A 21,597-nucleotide genomic window follows, 5' to 3' on the forward strand; every position below is an offset into this window, starting at 1 on the left:
CCGGGTGACGCGGTGACCCCGCGGGGTCCGTCGTGGGCTCGACCCGCGCGGACCCCGTCCGGAAGGATGCCCGTCCATGGCCACCAGAGCGAAGCGAACGGACCGCACGGCTCCCCCGGACCTCCGGCTGCGCCGGGCGAGACGCGCGGTGGCCGCCGTCTTCGCCGTGCACGGCGCGGTGAGCGGGAGCTTCGCCACCCGGATCCCCTGGATCCAGAGCCACTTGGACCTCGGCGCGGGCGCGCTCGGCCTCGCCCTCGCCTGCCCCGCGATCGGCGCCTGCTGCGCGATGCCGCTGGCCGGCCGGATCGGGCACCGCTTCGGCGCGCGGGCCGCGCTGCGCGGACTGCTCGTCCTGTGGTGCGCTTCCGTCGCGCTGCCCGCGCTCTCCCCCGGCCTGCCCGCCCTCTGCGTCGCGCTGGCCGTGTACGGGGCCACGTCCGGGACGGCGGACGTGGCCATGAACGCGCTCGGGGTGGAGACGGAGGAGCGGCTGGGCCGGTCGATCATGTCGGGGCTGCACGGGATGTGGAGCGCGGGGGCGCTCGCCGGCTCGGCCGCGGGCACGGTCGCCGCGCACACCGGCCTCGACGCCCGGATCCACCTCGGGCTCGCGGCCCTCGTGCTCGCCGTCGTCGGCGTGCTCGCCTGCCGGCACGTCCTGGACCCGCCGCCGGCCGCCGGGGAGCACCCGCCGCCCCGGTTCGCGCTGCCGCCGCGCTCCGCGCTGGCCATCGGGGCGGTGGCCTTCTGCGCGGTGTTCGCCGAGGGAGCGAGCCTGGACTGGTCGGCGGTCTACCTCCGCGATGTCATCGGCACCGGGCCGGGACTCGCGGCGGCCTGCACCACGGCGTTCTCCTGCACCATGGCCGCCGCCCGGTTCGCGGGCGACGCGGTGGTCCGGCGGTTCGGGCCGGTGCGGACGGTACGGGCGGGCGGCGCGCTGGCCACCGCCGGCGGGCTGCTGGTGGTCCTGGCGACCGGGCCGGGGCCGGCCGTCGGGGGGTTCGCCCTCATCGGGCTGGGCGTCGCCGTGGTCGTACCGCTGGCCTTCGCGGCGGCCGGACGCCGCGGTCCGGCGCCGAGCCAGGCGATCGCGGGCGTCGCGACGATCACCTATACCTCGTCGCTGATCGCCCCGGCCGTGATCGGCCAGATCGCCGCCGCCGGCTCGCTGGTGATGTCATTCGGTCTGGTCACGGCGCTGGCGGCGGGGCTGGTGGCCGGGGCCGGAGTGCTGCGGGTCCCGGCGCGTACGCGCGCGGCCGCCACCGACGGGGCGGCCCCGTCCCGGACGCCGGACGCGTAGCGCACGGGAAGGGGGCGGCAGGGTACGGAACGGGCCGTACGGCGGCCCCACTGGGGGTCCGCCGTACGGCCCGGATCATCCGGCCTGGGAGCGCCGGCTAGAGGATGCCGAAGAGACCGCCGAGGCCGCCGAAGCCGTGGTTGCCCCAGCCCCAGCCACCGCCGTGGTGGTGACGGCCGCAGCCGTCGTCGTCCCAGCCCCAGCCACCACCGTGGTGACGGCCGCCACCCCAGCCCCAGTCGTCACAGTCCTTGTGGTGGCCGCCGCCCCAGCCGTGGCCGCCGCCCCAGCCGTGGCCGTCGTGGTGACGGTGTCCGCCCCAGCCGTGGCCGTCGCAGTCACCGTCACGGTCGTGGTGACGGCCGTGGTCGTGGCCGTGGTGGTGGTCGCGGTCGCGGTCACCGTCGTGGTCGTGGCCCCACGCCTGGACCGCCGGGGTCACGGGGGTGGCCTGGGCCACTCCCGACATCGGGACGATGGCGGCGGCGGCGAGGACGGCGGCGGCCGCGGTACGGCCGACGAGCTTGCGCATATCTAGTCTCCTGGTTGCAGGAAGTCGGACAACGGACGCATACCGTGCGAGCGGGCCGGAACATCCCGAGGTCCGGGTCATACAGTCGTACGGACCATCAATTGCGCCGATTGCAGCAGCGCGCCGGGCGCCGCCATCCCGCCCGGACGGCGCGGAGCATCGCCCGCCGCGGCTTAGCATGATGCGAATCCCCCACCACGAACATCAGGAGCAGTCATGGGCCTCGGCGTGCGCTGGACCCTGCACGGCGACGGGCGCACCCCCGCACCCGGGGCCGTCGTCAGACCGGACGAACGGCTCTCCTGGCCACGGACGGCGGGCCTCGGCGCCCAGCACGTGGTCGCGATGTTCGGGGCGTCTTTCGTCGCCCCGGTACTCATGGGGCTGGACCCCAACCTCGCGATCATGATGTCGGGCGTCGCGACCATGCTCTTCCTGCTGGCGACGCGCGGGAGGGTGCCCAGCTACCTCGGGTGCAGCCTCTCCTTCGTCGGGGTGGCCGCGATCATCCGGGCCCAGGGCGGCGGCAGCGCGGCCGTCACCGGCGCGATCCTCGTGGTCGGCGCGGCGCTGTTCGCGGCCGGTCTGGTGGTGCGGAAGTTCGGCGCCCGGATCATCCACGCGGCGATGCCGCCGGTGGTCACCGGTGCCGTGGTGATGCTGATCGGTTTCAACCTGGCACCGGTCACGGCGCGTACGTACTGGCCGCAGGACCAGTGGACGGCCCTGCTGACGATGCTCTTCACCGGCCTCGCCGTGGTGTGCCTGCGCGGTTTCTGGTCCCGCGTCGCGATCTTCCTCGGCCTGGTCTTCGGCTACGCGCTCTCCTGGTGCCTCGACCGGGTCTTCGGGAAGATCCACTCGGTGAACGGCGGGACCGAGGCCGTGGACCACTGGCGTCTGGACCTCTCCGGGGTCTCCAAGGCCGACTGGATCGGCCTCCCCTCGCTGCACGCGCCGAGCTTCAGCTGGTCGGCGATCCTGGTGGCGCTGCCGGTGGTGATCGCGCTGATCGCCGAGAACGCCGGCCATGTGAAGGCCGTCGGGGAGATGACGGGCGACCGGCTGGACGACCAGCTGGGCACCGCGATCTCCGCGGACGGCGCGGCGACGATGCTCTCGACGGCGGTCGGCGGGCCGGCCAACACCACGTACTCCGAGAACATCGGCGTGATGGCCGCCACCCGGGTCTACTCCACGGCCGCCTACTGGGCCGCGGCCGTCTTCGCCCTCCTCTTCGGCGTGTGCCCCAAGTTCGGCGCCGTGGTCGCCGCGATCCCGGGCGGTGTGCTGGGCGGGATCACCGTGATCCTCTACGGCATGATCGGCCTGCTGGGCGCCCAGATCTGGGTGCACAACAAGGTCGACCTGCGCAATCCGCTGAACCTGGTGCCGGTCGCGGCGGGCGTCATCATCGGCATCGGCGGCGTCAGCCTGAAGGTCAGCAGCAACTTCGAGCTCAGCGGCATCGCGCTCGGCACGATCGTGGTCCTCTCCGGCTACCACGTCCTGCGCGCCCTGGCCCCGGCCCACCTCAAGACGCAGGAGCCCCTGCTGGACGAGGGCACGAGCAGCTACGACCCGGTGGCCGCCGGCGAGGGGAACGGCGCGGACGGCGACGGGAACGACGGCGGCGACGCCCCCGCGCGCGGCCGGGCCTGACGCCACCCCTCTCCCAACTCCCCGCGTTCCTCAGGTCCGTTCACCCGTTCGGGCGGTCCGACCGAGGGAAGCCCCTACGCTCCGTACATGCATGTCACTCTGTGTGTATGACGATGACATGGGGGAAGCCCGTCGCACCCACCGGTGTCCCGGAGGTGCTGGCGCGGATGCGGGGGCTGGAGGCGGCACTGCCGCCGAGGGACGGCGTGGCCGTCTTCAACCGGGTGTATCTGGCGGTCACGGAGGAGATCGGGCGGCGGATGCGGGCCGGCGGATTCGCCGACGGCCCGGCGGCGGCCGAGCTGGACGTCCGGTTCGCCGGGCGCTATCTGGCCGCCGTCGACAGCGTCGCCACGGGCGGCCGGGCACCCGCCTGCTGGCGGCCGCTGTTCCAGCTGCGGGGCCACCCCGCCGTGCGGCCGCTCCAGTTCGCGCTGGCCGGGATCAACGCCCACATCGGGCACGACCTCGCGCTGGCCCTGACCGACACCTGCCGGGCGCTGGGCACGGAACCGACGGCGCTGGAGGGCGACTTCGACCGGATCGGCGGGCTGCTGGCCGCCATGGAGGGGCGGATCCGCGAGGAGCTGATGCCGGGGCCGGACGTCCTGGACGTCGCCGACCCGCTGACGCACCTGGTGGGCGCCTGGAGCCTGGACGCGGCCCGCGGCGCGGCCTGGGCGTCGTTCCGCGCGCTGTGGGCGGTGCGGACGCTGCCCGATGTGGCGGAGGAGCTCACCGACCGGCTGGACTCCGGCGTCGGGCTGGTCGGCCGGTGTCTGCTCACCCCGCTGGGATGAGAGCCCCGTCTCCCGGAGCGGGAGGACGGGGCCCTCACAGGGGACTTCGCGCGCGGCTCAGTCCTCCGGGAGCTCCACCGGCGCGATCTCGTCGTAGACGTCGCCCGGGCCCGGGTTGGTGGCGTCGGTCCCGCCGCCGAACTGATGCATCACACCCCACACGGCGTTGAGCGCGGTCTGCACGGCGCCCTCGGCCCAGCCGGCCGTCCAGGAGATGTCGTCACCCGCGAGGAACAGGCCGCGCTTGTCCTCCGGCAGCCGGTCCTGCATGAAGTGGGTGAACAGACGCCGCTGGTAGCGGTAGTGGCCCGGGAGGTTGGCCTTGAAGGCGCCCATGAAGTAGGGCTCGTTCTCCCAGGAGACCGTGACCGGGTTGCCGATGATGTGGCGGCGGATGTCGACCTTGGGGTAGATCTCGCCGAGCGACTTGAGCATGACCTCCATGCGCTCGTTCGCCGACAGCGGCAGCCACTTGAGGCTGTCGTCGCACCAGGTGTAGGAGAGGCAGATGACGGCCGGCTTGTCGGGGCCGTCGTCCAGGAGGTAGGTGCCGCGCGTCATCCGGTCGGTGAGCGTCATCGACATGACGTCGCGGCCGGTCTCGTTTCCTTCGTCGTCGACGGCCTTGTCCAGCCAGAAAGGCCGGTCCACCGGCACGAACAGCTTGGAGGACTCCATGTAGTGGGTGCGCTCCATCGCCGTCCAGTGGTCGATGGGGAAGAGCGAGTCGTCGCACGCGATCTTCGACAGGAGCATCCAGGACTGCGCGGTGAAGATCGCCGCGCGGTAGGTGCGGATGTCGCCGTCGGCGTCGGTGACGGTGATGTGGTTGCCCGCCGTGCGGTGCAGCCGGGTGACGGCGGGGCGGGGCTCGCCGTCGTGCAGCGAGGAGAGGGAGGTGCCCGGTGCCCAGTGGACGAGCTTGCCCGGCTCGCGCTCCCACAGCCGCAGCGGGAGCTGCTGGCTGCCGCCGACGATGCCGCGGTGGTGGTCGTCGGCCTCGGTGTAGACGACGCGCAGGATCTCCAGGATGGAGTTGGGGAAGTCGGTGTCCCAGCCGCCGGTGCCGAAGCCGACCTGGCCGAAGATCTCCCGGTGCCGGAAGGACTTGAACGCCTCCGACTCGCAGAGGTAGCCGTAGAAGGTCTGGTTGTCGAGCTTCTCGACGAGCTTCGCCCAGATCTCCCGGATGCGCGGCACATCGCGCTCGCGCAGGGCGCGGTTCATGTCCGTGAAGTCGGCGCCCTCCTCCAGACAGGCGCTCCACGCGTCCGCGACCTCGCGGTAGACCGCGGGCAGGTCGTCGAGGGACTTGGCGTAGTGCGACTCGCCCTTGAGGTCGACGACGGTCGACGGGGTGTCGGGGGCCAGCGGGTTGGGGAAGGGCTTGGTCTCCAGGCCCACCAGGTCGATGTAGTACTGGAGGGCGGTGGAGCTGGGCGGGAAGCGCATGGCGCCCATCTCGGCGGTGAGCGAGGGGTCACAGCCCTCGAAGCCGACGGTGCGCAGCCGGCCGCCGATCCGGTCCGCCTCGTAGACGACGGGCTTGAGGCCCATCTTCATCAGCTCGTACGCGGCGATGATGCCCGACAGGCCGCCACCGATGACCGCGACCTCGGTGCCGTGCTCGGTCGCGGGTATCTGGCCGAGGCCGGCGGGGTGAGCCAGGAAGTCGTCGTACGGGAAGGGGAAGTCCGGGCCGAACATCGTGATCGGCGGCAGGGCCGGCTCCGACTGCTCGTCGTGGGCGGCGGTGGGCACCATGGACGTCATCGGCTGAACTCTCCTGCGGAATGGGGGGCGGCTCTGAAAGACGGCATCACGGGGCTTCGCTGCGCTGCGTCGCCTCGGCGGGGGTGTCGGACAGGGGTGTCGGACGAGGGTCGGAGGTCGGACAGGGGGTGTCAGATGAGGGAGCCGTAGAGCTCCGGCCGGCGGTCGTCCAGGTAGGTGTTCTCGGCCCGGGACGCCTTCAGCAGCGCCGGATCGACATCGGCGACGATCAGGTCCTCGCCCGCGCCGGCCCGGGCCCGTACGGTCCCGTCGGGGGCGGCTAGGCAGCTGAGCCCGGCGAAGGAGAAGTCCCCTTCGGTGCCGCAGCGGTTGGCATAGGCCAGGTAGAGCTGGCTCTCCCACGCACGGGCCGGGACGATCGTCTGCGGGACGATCTCGTACGGGCGCATCAGCGCGGTCGGGGCGAGCAGCAGCTCGGTGCCGGCCAGGGCGTGCGCGCGGACGGGCTCGGGGAACTCGATGTCGTAGCAGATCAGCAGGCCGAGGCGGACGCCGTCGAGCTCGGCCTGGACGATCGGCTCGGAGCCCGGGGTGAAGTACGTGGTCTCGTACTCCCCGAAGAGATGCGTCTTGCGGTAGTTCGCGAGGCTCGTCCCGTCGGGCCCGATGAGCTGGAGGGAGTTGAAGATCGCGCCGCCGTCTCCGTCACCGCCGTCGCGCTCGGGGTAGCCGTAGCCGATGGCCAGACCGTGCTCGGCGGCGATCCGGGCCACCGCGCGGGCGCCCGGCCCGTCTGCGGGCTCGGCGAGGTCCCGGACCGCGGGGCCGAGGGCGTAGCCCGTGAGGTACAGCTCGTTGGTGAGGAGCAGCCGGGCCCCCGCGGCGGCGGCCCGGCGGACGGCGGCGGCGAGCGAGGCGAGGCTGTCGGCGGTGGAGGCGGGAACGCCGGCGGGGCCTTGGTACAGCGCGGTACGCAGCGGCGTCATACGGCCTCTTTCCACCTGCCGTGCTCGTGAACGAGCGCGTTCGTTAAGACGCCTTGACGCTACGGTTTGCGCTCCCGGCCCGACAAGGCGCCTCTGTTGCGTGTGGGTGGACGATTCGTTGCGCCTTTCGGCTTCTTCCGTGCGATTCATTGCGCGGGGGTCGGAGCCGCCTCCGGCGCGCCGTACTCGCCCACCGCGTCCCGGACCAGGCCGCGCAGCCAGCGGTGGCCGCTGTCGGCGTCGTGACGGGGGTGCCAGGCCATGGCGACGGTGAGCGGCGGGAGGTCCACCGGGATCTCGAAGGTGCGCAGGCCGAGCGCCGCGACGGCCGGGGCGCCGAGCCGGCCGGGGGCGCATCCGACGGCGTCGGTCGCGCCGAGCACATGAAGCGCGGCGGCGAAGGTGGGGACGCTGCCGACGACCCGGCGGCGCAGCCCGTGCGCGGCGAGCGCCTCGTCGACCGGGCCGGACAGCCGGCCGCGCCGGGAGTCGACGAGATGGCCCGCGGCGGCGTAGCGGCGCGGGGTGACGGTGCCGGTGAGCAGCGGGTGCCCGGCGCGGGCCACGCCGACCATGCGGTCCTGGAACAGGGTCTCGACGCGGATCTCGGGCTCCTGGCGGTCGATGACCCCGACCTCCAGGTCGATCACCCCGTCGCGCAGCGGCGCCGGACCGCCGGGCCCTTCGGCGAGGAAGCGCAGGGTGACGCCGGGGGCCTCGTCGCGGGCCCGGCCCAGTAGTGCCGCGCCGAAGGCCAGGATGCTGCTGTCGTGCGCGCTGAGGGTGAAGGTGCGCGTCAGGGTGGCCGGGTCGGCCTCCGCCTCGGCGGTGAAGAGGCCGCGGGCGTCGTCGAGGACCCGCCGGACCCGGGGGCGCAGGGCGAGGGCGCGCGGCGTGGGCACCATGTGCCGGCCGGCGCGTACGAGCACGGGGTCGCCCAGGGCCTGGCGGATGCGGCCGAGGGTGCGGCTCATGGCGGGGCCGGAGAGGCCCAGCCGGTCCGCGGCGGCGGTGACGCTCTCCTCGGCGAGCAGGGCGTCGAGGGCGATCAGCAGGTTCAGGTCGAGGCGGGCGGCGCCGGCCCCGCCGAGGGGGCCGGCCGGGCCCGCGGGGCTCTCGCCGGGGCTTCTGCTCATGACGTGCTCATCGCGTGCTCATGGCGCTCATGGCCCGATCGTCTCCCGCGTACGTGGGCGTGGGGAAGCGGTTTCCGGGCGCTGCCCGGCGGCCGCTCCGGCTCAGGAGGGGGCGCCGGAGCTGAAGCGGCGCAGCAGCGGGGAGAGCACCAGCACGGACTTGGTCCGCTCGACGAAGGGCTCCCCCGCGATGCGCTCCAGTACGCGCTCGAAGTGGCGCATGTCGGAGGCGAAGACCTGGACGATGGCGTCCGCCTCGCCGGTGACGGTCGAGGCGGACGCCACCTCCGGGTAGCGCGACAGGCCGCGGTGGATCGCCTCGGGCGAGGTGTTCCGGCGGCAGTAGATCTCGATGAACCCCTCGGTCTCCCAGCCGAGCGCCGCCGGGTCCACCCGGACGGTGAACCCGGTGATGGCGCCCTCGGCCCGCAGCCTGTCCACGCGCCGCTTGACGGCGGGCGCGGACAGACCGACCTCGGTGCCGATGTCGGCGTAGGAGCGGCGGGCGTCCTCGGCGAGGGCGTGGACGATGCGTTCGTCCAGATCGTTCAGTCGCACTGCGGGTGGATCACTTCTCTAGAGATACCTGCTGGTCTTCCCGGGACAGCCGCGAGCGGCTCTTCCCGTACATGAAGTAGATCACAAGACCGACCAGCATCCACCCGCCGAAATACCGCCAGGTCGTGCCGGGCAGGCTGAGCATCATGTACACGCACAGCCCGAAGCCGATGGCCGGGAAGATCGGGGCGAGCGGGAGGCCGCCGACCCGGAGGCCGGAGAGCGGCACCTTGAAGCTGCGGTGCATCTCGGGGCGGGTGAAGAAGAGGACGATGACGGCCACGTTGACCAGGGCGAAGGCGAAGAGCGTGCCGATGCTGGTGGCGTTGGCCAGCTCGCCCAGGGGCACGGCCGCGGCGAGGACGCCGCAGAACACCGAGACGATCACGGTGTTGGCGCGCGGCACGCCGGTCTTGGCGTGGACCTTGGAGAAGGTCTTGGGGACGAGCCCGTCGCGGGACATCGCGAAGAGGATGCGGGTCTGGCCGTAGAGGACGGTCAGGACGACGCTGGCGATGGCGATGACGGCGCCGGCGGCGAGGAGGACGGCCCAGAAGCTCTGGCCGGTGACGTCCTTCATGATCCCGGCGAGGGCCGCCTCGGAGCCCTCGAAGTCGCCCCACGGCATGGCGCCGACGGCGACCGCCGCGACCAGGACGTAGAGGGCGGTGACGATGAGCAGCGACAGCATGATCGCCTTGGGCAGGTCCTTCTTCGGGTCCTTGGCCTCCTCGCCCGCCGTGGAGGCGGCGTCGAAGCCGATGTAGGAGAAGAAGAGGCTGGCGCCCGCGGCGCTGACGCCGCCGAGGCCGAGCGGCATGAACGGGGCGTAGTTGCCGGCGCGGATGCCCAGGAAGGCGACGGCGCAGAAGAGCAGCAGGGCCGCGATCTTCACACCGACCATGATCGTGTTGGCGCGGGCGCTCTCCTTGGCCCCGCCCAGCAGGAAGGCCATGCAGAGCAGGACGACGAGCAGCGCGGGCAGGTTGAAGATGCCGCCGTCGGTGCCGGGCGGGTTGGCCAGCGCGGCCGGGATGGTGACCCCGATGGTGCCGTCGAGCAGCTCGTTGAGGTACTCGCCCCAGCCGACCGCGACGGCCGCGACCGAGACGCCGTACTCCAGGATCAGGCACCAGCCGCAGACCCAGGCGACGATCTCGCCGAGGGTCGCGTAGGCGTAGGAGTACGAGGATCCGGAGACCGGGATGGTGCCGGCCAGCTCCGCGTAGGACAGGGCCGAGAACAGCGCCGTGAGGCCGGCGATGACGAAGGAGATGACGACGGCCGGGCCCGCCTTCGGCACGGCCTCGCCGAGCACCACGAAGATGCCGGTGCCGAGGGTCGCCCCGATGCTGATCATCGTGAGCTGCCACATGCCGAGCGAGCGCCGCAGCGTGCCGCCCTCGCCCTGGCCGCCCTCGGCGACCAGGCGCTCGACCGGCTTGCGTCGCATGACACCGGTCACGAAGCCGGCGGCCGGCCGCGGGGACGACGGCTTCTCGTCGTCCGTGGCGGGGGGCGCTGTGCCGTTGTCCAACACTGGGGTGGCTCCATTCGTCGATGCCTGTCGAGGGGGATGACCGACGGCGGGACGCCCTCAGGGGGGTGCTGTGGGCAGGGGGGAGCCGACCCGAGGCAGAGGGGGAATCGCCGAGCAAGCGGTATCCGCCACTCCACGTACTGCGCAGACCTTATGAGCTGAGAGGCCGCGCTCGTAATGCACCATTCTTGCGCATGGCCGTTCGATCATTGCGCATGGGGGGCATTCACAGCCAATCGTTGCATCTCACATCATGAATCGGTACATGTGGGCGGAATACCGTGGTCCAGATCACTCCGCCCGCGCCGCGCTCCCACCGCCACCGCACGGCCCCCCCGGGAACGCGAAAAGGGGCGCGGTCCGGATCGGACCACGCCCCTTGCCGGGCTGTGCGGGACTACTGCCAGCTGGCGTGCAGCGGCTTGCCCTCGGCGTAACCGGCGGCGCTCTGGACGCCGACGACGGCACGCTCGGCGAACTCCTCCAGGGAGCCGGCGCCGGCGTAGGTGCAGGAGGAACGGACACCCGCGATGATCGAGTCGATCAGGTCCTCGACGCCCGGACGGGACGGGTCGAGGAACATCCGCGAGGTGGAGATGCCCTCCTCGAACAGACCCTTGCGGGCCCGGTCGTAGGCCGACTCCTCGCTGGTGCGGTTGCGCACGGCACGGGCCGAGGCCATGCCGAAGCTCTCCTTGTACAGCCGCCCGTCGGCGGTCTGCTGGAGGTCGCCCGGGGACTCGTACGTACCGGCGAACCAGGAGCCGACCATGACGTTGGACGCGCCGGCGGCGAGCGCCATGGCGACGTCACGGGGGTGCCGGACACCGCCGTCGGCCCAGACGTGCTTGCCGAACTTCTTCGCCTCGGCGGCGCACTCCAGGACGGCGGAGAACTGCGGGCGGCCCACACCGGTCATCATGCGGGTGGTGCACATGGCGCCGGGGCCCACACCGACCTTGATGATGTCCGCGCCGGCCTCGATGAGGTCGCGCACGCCCTCGGCGGCGACGATGTTGCCCGCGACGATCGGGACCTGCGGGTCGAGGGCCCGCACGGCCTTGATCGCGGAGATCATCGACTCCTGGTGGCCGTGCGCGGTGTCCACGACGATCGTGTCGGCGCCGGCCGCCAGCAGGGCCTTGGCCTTGCCGGCCACGTCGCCGTTGATGCCGACGGCGGCGGCGATGCGCAGCTTGCCGTCCGCGTCGGTGGCGGGGGTGTAGAGCGTGGCGCGCAGGGCGCCCTTGCGGGTCAGGATGCCGGCCAGACGGCCGTCCTTGCCGACCGCGGGGGCGAGCTTGCGGTGGGCGGCGTCCAGCTGGTTGAACGCCTCGCGCGGGTCGATGTCGGCGTCGAGGAGCAGCAGCTCCTTGGACATGACCTCGGACAGCTGGGTGAAGCGGTCCACACCGGTCAGGTCGTGCTCGGTGACGATGCCGACCGGGCGCTGGTCCTCGTCGACCACGACGCCGGCGCCGTGCGCCCGCTTGGGCAGCAGCGAGAGCGCGTCGGCGACGGTCTGCGTCGGGGCGAGCACGATGGGGGTGTCGAGCACGTGGTGACGGCTCTTGACCCAGGAGATGACCTCGGTGACGACCTCGATCGGAATGTCCTGAGGGATGACGACGAGGCCACCGCGGCGGGCGACCGTCTCCGCCATCCGGCGGCCGGCGATCGCGGTCATGTTCGCGACCACGAGCGGAATGGTGGTGCCCGTCCCGTCGGGGGCGGAGAGGTCCACACCCTGGCGGGAGCCGACCGCGGAGCGGCTCGGCACCATGAACACATCGTCGTACGTCAGGTCGTACGGCGGCTTCTGGTCATTGAGGAAACGCACGTGCTGAACATCCCAGTCGTTCGGAGGTGACCCCCGACAAGGCATGCCGAGGGAAAAGCACGTACTTCATTCTCCCATGACAGCCGGGGTGCGCGGCCCGGGCCGAACCTCCAGGACCGGCGGAACGCCCTGGTCGGATCGTCCGAAATCAGGTCGACCTGGGCAACCGGTCCGGCCGTGCCGGACCCCGGACGACCGGCTACGCGCCGTCCGGGTCCGCCCGGTCCAGGGCCGGACGCGGTCCGGGGCCCGTCTCCAGCAGCAGGTAGTCGGCCGCGGCGGTGTCCGTGACCAGGCTGGTGACCAGCCCGGAGCGCAGCACCGCGCCGATCGCGGCCGCCTTGCGGGAGCCGCCGGCGATGGCGACGACCTCCGGTATGCGCCGCAGCCGGTCCGCCTCGACGGTGATGCAGCGCTCGCCCAGATCACGGCCGATGCGGCGTCCGTCGGCGTCGAAGAGGTGGGCCGACATCTCGGCGGCGGCGCCGAGGGAGGCGTACTGCTCGCGCTCCTCGTCGGTGAGCATGTCGTAGACGGTCGAGATGCCCGGCGCCCAGGAGCCGATGGAGACGGCGGCGACGGTGACCTTGTCGAAGTAGTCGAAGGCCCGCGCGATGCCCGTCTGGCCGCGCAGGGCGGCGGCCGTCGCGGAGTCGGGCAGCAGCATCGGGGCGTAGATCGGATGCGCCTCGCCGCCGGAGACCTGCGCCGCCCGGCGCACCGCCTCCACCGAGCCGCGCTCGGCGGTGCCCGCGTCGTAGACCCCGGTGAGCTGGACGACCGTGCACGGCGGCAGCCGGTGCAGGGCCGCCGCCATGTGGATGGTGGAGCGGCCCCAGGCCAGGCCGAGGACGTCGCCCTCGTGCACCAGCTCGCCGAGCAGGTCCGCCGCCACCTCACCGAGGTTCTCGGGGTCGGGGGCGTCGTCCGCGGCGTCGGCCGGGGACTCCACGACGACCGCGTGCCGCAGGCCGTAGCGGGCGCGCAGCGCGTCGGAGCGCTCCGCGTCCAGCTCGGCCGGGACCCGGATCTCGATCCGCACCAGATCGCGCTCGAGCGCCGTCTCCAGCACTCGGGCCACCTTGAAGCGGCTCACGCCGAACTCCTCGGCGATCTGGATCTTCGACTTGCCCTCGAGATAGAAACGGCGGGCCATCGCCGCCGCCTGCACCAGCTCTGCGGGCCCCATCGGCGTGGCTGAACGGCCCGTCGACACCACGGTCTCCTCACTCCTGTGTTCAAGCTTCTGGACTCGACCGTCATCCTGTCAGAAACGGCGGTCCTTGATCAGCCCTTGACCTTCGCCCTCAGCATTTCGGGCGAGCGCCGGGGGCCACGTCAGTGGGCGCAGGCCCAGGACGCACCGGCCGTGGCCCGCTCCGCCTGCGCGCGCAGGGAGCGTACGGCGGCCGCCGGGTCCTCCGTACCGTAGACGGCGGATCCGGCCACGAAGACGTCCGCCCCCGCCTCCGCGCAGCGCTCCACGGTCTCCGCCGACACCCCGCCGTCGACCTGGAGCCACAGCTCCAGACCGTGGCGCGAGATCAGCTCACGGGTGCGGCGGATCTTGGGGAGCATGATGTCGAGGAACGCCTGGCCGCCGAAGCCGGGCTCGACCGTCATGATCAGCAGCATGTCCAGCTCGGGCAGCAGGTCCTCGAACGGCTCGATCGGCGTCGCGGGCTTGAGCGCCATCGACGCCCGCGCCCCCTTGGCCCGGATCTCCCGCGCCAGCCGCACGGGGGCGGCGGCCGCCTCCGCGTGGAAGGTCACGGAACCCGCGCCGGCCTCGACGAACTGCGGGGCCCAGCGATCCGGGTCCTCGATCATCAGGTGGCAGTCCAGCGGGATGTCCGTGGCCCGGCTCAGCGACTCGACGACCGGCACGCCGAGCGTGAGGTTGGGGACGAAATGGTTGTCCATCACGTCGACGTGGAGCCAGTCGGCGCCCTTGACCGCCTGCGCCTCGTCGGCGAGGCGGGCGAAGTCGGCGGAGAGGATGCTGGGGTTGATCTGCACGGCCATGTCCTTAAGCCTGCCATGCGAGGGGTTCTTTCCCCTACCCGCCCCTTCCCGGGGCGGGTAGGGGCGGGCCGGGGGAACTTACGCCGTGCGGCGCAGCAGCGCCAGGTACATCGCGTCCGTGCCGTGCAGGTGCGGCCACAGCTGCACGTCGGGGCCGTCCCCGAGCGCCGGGACGCCCTGCATGTACGGGCGCGCGTCGATCCACTCCGCGCTCACGCCGTCCCGCTTGAGGACGTCCGTCACGACGGCCTTCGTCTCCGCGGGGTGCGGCGAGCACGTCGCGTAGCCGACGACGCCGCCGACCCGTACGGCGCGCAGCGCCTCCCGCAGCAGGTCGCGCTGGAGCGGCGCGAAGCCCGCCAGGTCCTCGGGCCGGCGCCGCCAGCGCGCCTCGGGGCGGCGGCGCAGGGCGCCCAGGCCGGTGCAGGGCACGTCCATCAGGACCCGGTCGAAGGTGCCCTCGCGCCACGGCGGGCGCGTGCCGTCGGCGGCGATCACCTGGTACGGGCCGGGGTTGCCGGCCAGGGCGCGCTCGACGAGGCGGGCGCGGTGCGGCTGCTTCTCGGAGGCCAGCAGGGCGGCGCCGCGCCGCGCGGCGAGCGCGCCCAGCAGGGCGGCCTTGCCGCCGGGGCCCGCGCAGCCGTCCAGCCAGCGCGTGTCCGTCCCCTCCAGGGGCACGGCCGCGAGGGCCAGCGCGACCAGCTGGCTGCCCTCGTCCTGGACGCCGGCCCGGCCCTCGCGCACGGCCTCCAGCGCGCCGGGCTCGCCGCCCTCGGCGAGCCGCACGGCGTGCGGCGACCAGCGGCCGGGCAGGCCGGAGTCCTCGCCGACCGCCGCGAGCAGCTCCTCGGTCGTGGCGCGTCCGGGGCGGGCGACGAGCGTCACCTCGGGGCGTTCGTTGTCGGCGTCCAGCAGGTCCTCGATGCCGGCCCGGCCGCCGCCGAGCGCGTCCCACAGGGCCGAGACGATCCAGCGCGGGTGGGAGTGGACGACGGCGAGGTGCTCCTCGGGGTCGTCCTCGTAGGGCGGGGCGACCCGCTCCAGCCAGCCGTCGAGGTCGTGCGCCGTGATCTTCCGCAGCACGGCGTTGACGAACTTCGCGCGGCCGTCGCCCAGCACGACCCGGGCCAGCTCGACGCTGGCGGACACCGCCGCGTGCGGCGGGATGCGGGTGCCGAGCAGCTGGTGGGCGCCGAGGCTCAGCACGTCCAGCACCGGCGGGTCGACCTCGCGCAGCGGCCGGTCGACGCAGGAGGCGATGATCGCGTCGTACGTCCCCTGGCGGCGCAGCGTGCCGTAGACGAGCTCGGTGGCGAGGGCGGCGTCGCGTGCCTCGAAGCCCTCCTGCTCACGGGCCTTGCGCAGCAACGGGGGCAGCACGAGGTTCGCGTAGGCGTCGCGCTCGTCGACGGCCCGCAGCGCCTCGAAGGCGAGGATCCGTACCGGGTCCTTCTTGGGCCGGCGGTAGGGCTTTGCGGGGCGGCGATGGGCGCGATCGTTCACGAAAGGTGCTCCGGAGCTGGGGTGGTGAAGAGGTCAAGCGTACGCCGGGCGGGGCGGGGCGCGTCCCCCGGCGACCGGGGTCGCGCCGTGACGGGTGGCCGGGGACGGGGCCACGCCGTGGCGGAGGGGCGCGGCGGGGCCGCCGCCCCGTCCTCGGCGGGGCACCCGCCCTTCGCGAGACGTCACACGCCCGCCATGGAGGGCCACATGCCCGTCACGGGCGGCAGTACGTCCGTGACCGGAGGCCATGCGTCCGTCGTGGGAAGCCATGCGTCCGTCGCAGGAGGCCGGTCACCCGCCGACGGGGCGCGGCACCCGTCCCGGAGCGGCCCGCCGTCCCGCGCCGGAGGCGGCCGTCGCGAAGACCGCCGTCGCGAAGACCGCCGTCGCGGGCTACGCCGCGCCGAGCCGCTCGCCCTCGGTGACGCGGACGCCGCGCGCCCAGTCGGCCGCCTTCATCGGCTTCTTGCCCTGCGGCTGGACCCAGAGCAGTTCCACCGCGTGCGACCCGGTGCCGACGTGCACGGAGTTCTTTCCGGCGGCCACGGCGCCGGGGGCGAGGTCGGTGCGGGCGGGGTCGGGGGCGACGGCCATCACCTTGAGCCGCTCACCGCGGAAGAGCGTCCACGCGCCGGGCGCCGGTGCGCAGCCGCGCACCACGCGGTCCACCCGCAGGGCGGGCGCGGACCAGTCCAGCCGGGCGTCCTCGACATTGATCTTCGGGGCGAGGGAGACGCCGTCGGCCGGCTGCGGAACGGCCTTCAGGGTGCCGTCCTCGATGCCGTCCATCGTCGCGGAGAGCAGCCCGGCGCCCGCGAAGGCGAGCCGGGTGAGCAGATCACCACTGGTGTCGGTGGGGCGTACGTGCTCGGTGAGCACGCCGTAGACCGGGCCGGAGTCCAGGCCCTCCTCGATCAGGAAGGTGGAGGCGCCGGTGACCTCGTCACCGGCCAGGATCGCGTGCTGGACGGGCGCGGCACCGCGCCAGGCGGGCAGCAGCGAGAAGTGGAGGTTGACCCAGCCGCGCGCGGGGACCTCCAGGGCCGCCTTGGGCAGCAGCGCGCCGTAGGCGACGACCGGGCAGCAGTCGGGGGCGATCTCCGCCAGCCGGGCGAGGAAGTCCGGCTCACGCGGCCGGACGGGCTTGAGCACCTCGATGCCGGCCTCCTCGGCGCGCTGGGCGACGGGGCTGGCGACCAGCCGGCGGCCGCGCCCGGCGGGGGCGTCGGGCCGGGTGACGACGGCGACGACCTCGTGCCGCTCCGAGGCGATCAGGGCGTCGAGGGCGGGAACGGCGACCTCGGGGGTGCCTGCGAAGACGAGCCTCATGGGTGGCGAACTACCTCTCCTCGAGCGCCGAGTGGAACAGCCCACCAGTCTAGGGGCCCGCTCCCTCAGGGGGCGTACGGGCACTCACGCGCCCCATTCCGGCGGATGTGCGCCCCCATACCGTGACCCGGCGGGCCGTGGCGCGTTGTGGTCAAGAGAGATTGACCTGAACGGGCCGCGGCAGCGGCCCGCTTCCGTTCCTTGTCAACTCTCGCCTTTTTTAGTCCTTTTACCCCGCCGGTCCGAGAGGCTACTTCATGGCCGACCACGCAACCCACGACGCCCAGGCACGGGCCAGCCTGCATCTCCTGGTCCGGGACATCGAGCGGGTCCGCAGGCAGGTGGACGCCCTGCGCACCCTCACCGCTCAGCTGGGCAACGTCTACCGCCCGCGGCGCACCGGCCCGTCCGCCGGCTTCGTCGTCTACGGGCGGGCCCCCGCGCCGACCGTACGGCTGGCGCAGGAGCTGCGGGACAGCGTCGAGACGCTGGTGACGGCCGCGGTCGACTTCGACCGCTCGCTGGGCTTCTCGTGGGACGCGGTGGGTTCGGCGCTGGGGGTCACCAAGCAGGCGGTGCACCGCCGTTACGGCGCCCGCCGGTCCAACGGCCAGAGCACGCCCGAGCCCGCGGAGGCGGTCCGCACCGCCGAGCCGGCGGCCGTGCCGGTCGTCCCCGCGGCCCGCGCGGTCCCGGTCCAGAGCGTGGCCCCCCACCGCGACGAGCCGAGGCCGCCGGCCTTCCCGGGCCCGCGCAACGGCTGAGCGGGCGCCGCGCCGCCGGGCGGGTGTGGGCCGGTGACCCCGCCGACCCTGGGATCCCACTGCCGCGGCGACGCGTGACGAGCCCTCCCGGTCCGGCGGCGCGCGACCGGGCTCCGTCTCCGGCGCCCCGCGCCGGGCCCGGTCCACGCCACCCGGCGAAGGCGCCGCCGCCCCACCGAGCGGCCGGAACCGGCCGGGGGCGTACGGAGTGGCCACCGGCCGGGCGCGTACGGGAGCGCCGCCAGGCATCCGGCGCCCGGGAGACGTCCCCCGGCTCAGCCGATGTTGAGCGGATCGATCCTCAGCGACACCGGCTCACCGTCCCGGCCCGCCAGCCGGGCGGCCTGGGCGGTCTTGAGCGCCGAGGCCAGCGCGCCGCCCCGCCCGGGACGGACCCTCAGCAGGGCGCGGTCCCACCGCTCCCCCGGCGGTGCCTCACCCGGTCGGCGCGGCCGGCCCGGTGCCGTGACGGACATGGGCACCGGGCCGAGCACCTCGGCGTCCGCCGGCAGCTCGGCCGCCGCGAGGAACTGGGCCACGGCTTCCGGCGGACCCGAGACGGCGGCCATCCGCGACACGGGCGGAAAGCCCAGCTCCGCGCGGTCGGCGAGCTCGCGCACGGCGTGCCCGGCGGGGTCCCACCGGACGAGGGCCTGCACCGGACGGAGCGTCGGCTCGGCGACGATCACCACGGTGCCGCCCTCGGCCTGGCTCCGCACCAGCGCCGCCGCGTCCAGCCAGCGGCGCAGCGCCTCCTCGTCCGCCCGCAGGTCGGGAAAGCCGAGCAGGGCCCAGCCGTCGAGGAGCAGGGCCGCCGCGTACCCCCCCTCGGCGACCGGCTCGGCCCCGGGCGTGGACACGATGAGTGCCGGGCGGTCGGGAACGCGGTCGAGGATGTGGTCACGGCCGGAGGTGCGCACGGGCACCGACGGGAAGGCCCGCCCCAGCTCCTCCGCGGTGCGCCCGGCTCCCACGATCCGGGCGCGCAGCCGCCTCCCGCCGCACTCGGCGCAGTGCCACTCCGGCTGTCCCCGGCCGCACCAGCCGCACCGCAGACCGCCGTCGCCCTCCAGCGCCTCCAAGGGGCCGACGCACGTCGTGCAGCGCGCCGGCTCGCGGCACCGCTCGCACGCCAGCCGGGGGACGTACCCCCGGCGCGGCACCTGCACCAGCACCGGGCCGTGTTTGAGGGCCTCCCGGGCGGTCTGCCAGGCGAGCGTGGGAAGCCGAGCGGCGCGGGCGGCCTCGTCCCGCGCCTCGTCGCCGTCGCCGACGGTCCGGATCATCGGGGCCGTCGCCCTGACCCGGTCGCGGTCGGCGGCCAGCGGCAGGGCCCAGCCGGTGTTCACCAGCTGGGCCGCCTCGACCGTGCAGCCGAAGCCGCCCAGCAGGAACGCGGCCTTCTCGTGGGCCGCCCGGGACATCAGCACCTCGCGGGCGTGCGGGTGCGGGGCGTTCTGGGCGCTGTGGCTCCCGTCGCCGTCGTCCCAGATCGCGACGAGGCCGAGGGCGCGCACCGGCGCGAACATGGCGGCCCGGGTCCCGACGACGACCCGCACGGAACCCCGGCTGACCGCCAGCCAGCGGCGGTAGCGCTCCTCGGGGCCGAGATCGGCGGTCAGGAGGACATGGCGCCCCTCGCCGAGCAGCGCGGTCAGCTCGGCGTCGACCCGGGCGGCGGCCCGGCCGTCCGGCAGGACGAGCAGTGCGCCGCGCTCCGCCGCGAGGGCGGTGCCGGCGGCCCGGGCCAGCTCCTGCGGCCAGTGCGGGCCCGGCAGGGCCGTCCACACGGCACGCGGCGAGTCACCCCGGGAGACGGCGTCCAGGAAGGCCGGGCCCGTGGGATAGCGGGACCACGTGCCCGGTCCGGGCCGGGCCGGCGGTGACAGCGGTTCGGGGGACGGCTCGGCCTCGATACGGGCGTGCCTGGGCGGCACCGCCAGCTGGAGGACGTCCGCGAGCGAGCCCGCGTAGCGGTCGGCGACGGAGCGGCACAGCTCGTACAGGGCGGGGGTGAGCACGGGCTCGGGAGACAGGACCTGGGCCAGCGCCGCCAGCGGCCCCCGGTACTCGGCTTCGGCCACCCGCTCGACGATGTATCCGTCGAGGAGGCCGCCGCCCTCCCGGCGCCCCTCACGCACATTGCGGGCGCCCGCGCCGAAGCGGACCCGGACCCGCGTGCCCGGCTGGGCGGCGGCGTCGAGCTCGGCCGGCACGGCGTATTCCCACAGCTGGTCGAGGTGGACGGGGCCCTTGTCGACCAGCACCCGGGCCACGGGCAGGGACCCGGCCAGCGCCGCGCCACGCCACGTCCGCGGCTTCGCCCGCGGCACCTTCGCCTTGCGCACCGTCTCCCGGATGAACGCGAGCTGCTCCCCCCCTCGCTCCGCCGCCTCGGGCGGCTCCCCCGCCCCCGACCGCCCGTTCTCGCTGCTCACAGCTCCAGTCTTAGCAGACCGCACTGACAGCGGACGGCGCTCGGCCGGGGCGGGCGCACCGGGCGGAGGGGCCCGGCGGGTACGCGTACGGCCCCGAACCGATTCCGCGGTCCGGGGCCGTACCTGGCACAGCGTGGTCGAGCCGGGGCTTAGAGGCCCGCGGCCTTCTTCAGGGCGTCGACCCGGTCCGTGCGCTCCCAGGTGAAGTCGGGGAGCTCGCGGCCGAAGTGGCCGTACGCCGCGGTCTGGGCGTAGATCGGGCGGAGCAGGTCCAGGTCGCGGATGATCGCGGCCGGGCGGAGGTCGAAGACCTCGGCGATGGCGTTCTCGATCTTCTCGGTCTCGACCGTGTTGGTGCCGAAGGTCTCGACGAAGAGACCGACGGGCTCGGCCTTGCCGATGGCGTAGGCGACCTGGACCTCGCAGCGAGCGGCCAGGCCCGCGGCGACGACGTTCTTCGCGACCCAGCGCATGGCGTACGCGGCCGAGCGGTCGACCTTGGACGGGTCCTTGCCGGAGAAGGCACCGCCGCCGTGGCGGGCCATGCCGCCGTAGGTGTCGATGATGATCTTGCGGCCGGTGAGGCCGGCGTCGCCCATCGGGCCGCCGATCTCGAAGCGGCCGGTCGGGTTCACCAGGAGGCGGTAGCCGTCGGTGTCGAGCTTGATGCCGTCCTCGACGAGCTCCTTGAGGACGTGCTCGACGACGAACTCGCGGATGTCGGGTGCCAGCAGCGAGTCCAGGTCGATGTCGGACGCGTGCTGGGAGGAGACGACGACGGTGTCCAGGCGCACGGCCTTGTTGCCGTCGTACTCGATGGTGACCTGGGTCTTGCCGTCGGGGCGCAGGTAGGGGATGGTCCCGTTCTTGCGGACCTCCGACAGGCGGCGGGAGAGCCGGTGCGCCAGGTGGATCGGCAGCGGCATCAGCTCGGGGGTCTCGTCGCAGGCGTAGCCGAACATCAGGCCCTGGTCGCCGGCGCCCTGCTTGTCGAGCTCGTCCTCGTCACCCTCGACACGGCTCTCGTACGCGGTGTCGACGCCCTGCGCGATGTCGGCGGACTGGCCGCCGATGGACACCGAGACGCCGCAGGAGGCGCCGTCGAAGCCCTTCTTGGAGGAGTCGTAGCCGATCTCGAGGATCTTGTTGCGCACGAGGGTGGCGATCGGCGCGTACGCCTTCGTCGTCACCTCTCCGGCCACGTGCACCAGGCCGGTGGTGATCAGGGTCTCGACGGCGACACGGGAGGTCGGGTCCTCCCGGAGAAGGGCGTCGAGAATGGTGTCGCTGATCTGGTCAGCGATCTTGTCGGGGTGACCCTCGGTCACAGATTCCGAGGTGAACAGGCGGCGGGACACATCGCTCCCTGGGGTTGCAGCGGCTGCTGGCTGATCATTTGCAGGACCCGGTTCGAGAGCTGCGCTCGACGCGGATCCTGAGC

The 21,597-nt window shown here is 73.7% G+C and carries 17 protein-coding genes; 4 read left to right on the forward strand and 13 right to left on the reverse strand.

Features of this window, described 5'->3' with window-relative positions; genetic code table 11:
- Window positions 1-76: 76 nt before the first annotated feature.
- Window positions 77-1,309: an MFS transporter gene (locus LUZ64_RS08880; RefSeq protein ID WP_095580775.1), complete on the forward strand. Its 1,233-nt coding sequence runs from the start codon at window positions 77-79 to the stop codon at window positions 1,307-1,309.
- A 97-nt stretch (window positions 1,310-1,406) separates the two neighbouring features.
- Here LUZ64_RS08880 and LUZ64_RS08885 read toward each other — a convergent pair whose 3' ends face one another.
- Window positions 1,407-1,841, reverse strand: a complete 435-nt coding sequence (locus LUZ64_RS08885) for a hypothetical protein (RefSeq protein ID WP_095580777.1) — start codon at window positions 1,839-1,841, stop codon at window positions 1,407-1,409.
- A 216-nt stretch (window positions 1,842-2,057) separates the two neighbouring features.
- Here LUZ64_RS08885 and LUZ64_RS08890 point away from each other — a divergent pair, with 216 nt between their 5' ends.
- Both LUZ64_RS08890 and LUZ64_RS08895 read left to right on the forward strand, forming a co-directional pair.
- Window positions 2,058-3,503: a uracil-xanthine permease family protein gene (locus LUZ64_RS08890; protein ID WP_095580779.1), complete on the forward strand. Its 1,446-nt coding sequence runs from the start codon at window positions 2,058-2,060 to the stop codon at window positions 3,501-3,503.
- 107 nt (window positions 3,504-3,610) lie between these two features.
- Window positions 3,611-4,303, forward strand: a complete 693-nt coding sequence (locus tag LUZ64_RS08895) for a DUF5995 family protein (protein ID WP_095580781.1) — start codon at window positions 3,611-3,613, stop codon at window positions 4,301-4,303.
- A gap of 57 nt (window positions 4,304-4,360) precedes the next feature.
- Here the strand turns inward: LUZ64_RS08895 and LUZ64_RS08900 are convergent, their stop codons facing one another.
- The 10 genes from LUZ64_RS08900 to fmt form a co-directional block, all read right to left on the reverse strand.
- Window positions 4,361-6,076, reverse strand: a complete 1,716-nt coding sequence (locus tag LUZ64_RS08900; protein WP_095580783.1) for a flavin monoamine oxidase family protein — start codon at window positions 6,074-6,076, stop codon at window positions 4,361-4,363.
- A 131-nt stretch (window positions 6,077-6,207) separates the two neighbouring features.
- Complete coding sequence (locus LUZ64_RS08905) at window positions 6,208-7,023, reverse strand: carbon-nitrogen hydrolase family protein (RefSeq protein WP_095580785.1); 816 nt, start codon at window positions 7,021-7,023, stop codon at window positions 6,208-6,210.
- A 146-nt stretch (window positions 7,024-7,169) separates the two neighbouring features.
- On the reverse strand, window positions 7,170-8,159 hold the full coding sequence (locus LUZ64_RS08910) for a LysR family transcriptional regulator (RefSeq protein WP_095580787.1): 990 nt from the start codon (window positions 8,157-8,159) through the stop codon (window positions 7,170-7,172).
- Window positions 8,160-8,261: 102 nt separating this feature from the next.
- Window positions 8,262-8,717, reverse strand: coding sequence for an Lrp/AsnC family transcriptional regulator (locus LUZ64_RS08915; RefSeq protein ID WP_095580789.1), 456 nt, complete (start codon window positions 8,715-8,717; stop codon window positions 8,262-8,264).
- Window positions 8,718-8,727: 10 nt separating this feature from the next.
- Window positions 8,728-10,257 carry an amino acid permease gene (locus tag LUZ64_RS08920; protein ID WP_170116711.1) on the reverse strand — a complete coding sequence of 510 codons (1,530 nt, stop codon included), beginning with the start codon at window positions 10,255-10,257 and terminating at the stop codon, window positions 8,728-8,730.
- A 397-nt stretch (window positions 10,258-10,654) separates the two neighbouring features.
- Window positions 10,655-12,142: a GuaB1 family IMP dehydrogenase-related protein gene (locus LUZ64_RS08925; RefSeq protein ID WP_095580791.1), complete on the reverse strand. Its 1,488-nt coding sequence runs from the start codon at window positions 12,140-12,142 to the stop codon at window positions 10,655-10,657.
- A gap of 154 nt (window positions 12,143-12,296) precedes the next feature.
- Entirely contained in the window at window positions 12,297-13,286 is a 990-nt protein-coding gene (locus LUZ64_RS08930) for a sugar-binding transcriptional regulator (RefSeq protein WP_211304983.1), read from the reverse strand.
- Between the two features lie 149 nt (window positions 13,287-13,435).
- Entirely contained in the window at window positions 13,436-14,122 is a 687-nt protein-coding gene (gene rpe, locus LUZ64_RS08935) for a ribulose-phosphate 3-epimerase (protein ID WP_095580793.1), read from the reverse strand.
- 78 nt (window positions 14,123-14,200) lie between these two features.
- Window positions 14,201-15,625, reverse strand: a complete 1,425-nt coding sequence (locus LUZ64_RS08940) for an RsmB/NOP family class I SAM-dependent RNA methyltransferase (protein WP_095580795.1) — start codon at window positions 15,623-15,625, stop codon at window positions 14,201-14,203.
- A 393-nt stretch (window positions 15,626-16,018) separates the two neighbouring features.
- Window positions 16,019-16,954, reverse strand: a complete 936-nt coding sequence (gene fmt / locus LUZ64_RS08945; RefSeq protein ID WP_095580798.1) for a methionyl-tRNA formyltransferase — start codon at window positions 16,952-16,954, stop codon at window positions 16,019-16,021.
- 257 nt (window positions 16,955-17,211) lie between these two features.
- On the opposite strand from fmt, the gene LUZ64_RS08950 reads away from it, so the two are divergent.
- Window positions 17,212-17,718: a hypothetical protein gene (locus tag LUZ64_RS08950; protein ID WP_095580800.1), complete on the forward strand. Its 507-nt coding sequence runs from the start codon at window positions 17,212-17,214 to the stop codon at window positions 17,716-17,718.
- A 275-nt stretch (window positions 17,719-17,993) separates the two neighbouring features.
- Here the strand turns inward: LUZ64_RS08950 and LUZ64_RS08955 are convergent, their stop codons facing one another.
- The gene (locus LUZ64_RS08955; protein ID WP_095580802.1) at window positions 17,994-20,156 is read right to left on the reverse strand and encodes a primosomal protein N'; all 2,163 of its coding nucleotides are present in this window, start codon (window positions 20,154-20,156) and stop codon (window positions 17,994-17,996) included.
- Between the two features lie 149 nt (window positions 20,157-20,305).
- Entirely contained in the window at window positions 20,306-21,514 is a 1,209-nt protein-coding gene (gene metK / locus LUZ64_RS08960) for a methionine adenosyltransferase (protein WP_087928989.1), read from the reverse strand.
- Window positions 21,515-21,597 lie beyond the last annotated feature (83 nt).

The sequence above is a fragment of the Streptomyces albireticuli genome (assembly GCF_021228125.1).
Classification (GTDB): domain Bacteria; phylum Actinomycetota; class Actinomycetes; order Streptomycetales; family Streptomycetaceae; genus Streptomyces; species Streptomyces albireticuli.

What these genes read in the sequence shown, in the direction of transcription:
- LUZ64_RS08950 (WP_095580800.1), top strand. Translation starts at nt 17,212, where the DNA reads ATGGCCGACCACGCAACCCACGACGCCCAGGCACGGGCCAGCCTGCAT.
- LUZ64_RS08910 (WP_095580787.1), bottom strand. Translation starts at nt 8,159, where the DNA reads ATGAGCAGAAGCCCCGGCGAGAGCCCCGCGGGCCCGGCCGGCCCCCTC.
- LUZ64_RS08900 (WP_095580783.1), bottom strand. Translation starts at nt 6,076, where the DNA reads ATGACGTCCATGGTGCCCACCGCCGCCCACGACGAGCAGTCGGAGCCG.
- LUZ64_RS08885 (WP_095580777.1), bottom strand. Translation starts at nt 1,841, where the DNA reads ATGCGCAAGCTCGTCGGCCGTACCGCGGCCGCCGCCGTCCTCGCCGCC.
- LUZ64_RS08925 (WP_095580791.1), bottom strand. Translation starts at nt 12,142, where the DNA reads ATGCCTTGTCGGGGGTCACCTCCGAACGACTGGGATGTTCAGCACGTG.
- LUZ64_RS08930 (WP_211304983.1), bottom strand. Translation starts at nt 13,286, where the DNA reads ATGGGGCCCGCAGAGCTGGTGCAGGCGGCGGCGATGGCCCGCCGTTTC.
- LUZ64_RS08895 (WP_095580781.1), top strand. Translation starts at nt 3,611, where the DNA reads ATGACGATGACATGGGGGAAGCCCGTCGCACCCACCGGTGTCCCGGAG.
- LUZ64_RS08880 (WP_095580775.1), top strand. Translation starts at nt 77, where the DNA reads ATGGCCACCAGAGCGAAGCGAACGGACCGCACGGCTCCCCCGGACCTC.
- LUZ64_RS08890 (WP_095580779.1), top strand. Translation starts at nt 2,058, where the DNA reads ATGGGCCTCGGCGTGCGCTGGACCCTGCACGGCGACGGGCGCACCCCC.
- rpe (WP_095580793.1), bottom strand. Translation starts at nt 14,122, where the DNA reads ATGGCCGTGCAGATCAACCCCAGCATCCTCTCCGCCGACTTCGCCCGC.
- fmt (WP_095580798.1), bottom strand. Translation starts at nt 16,954, where the DNA reads ATGAGGCTCGTCTTCGCAGGCACCCCCGAGGTCGCCGTTCCCGCCCTC.
- LUZ64_RS08905 (WP_095580785.1), bottom strand. Translation starts at nt 7,023, where the DNA reads ATGACGCCGCTGCGTACCGCGCTGTACCAAGGCCCCGCCGGCGTTCCC.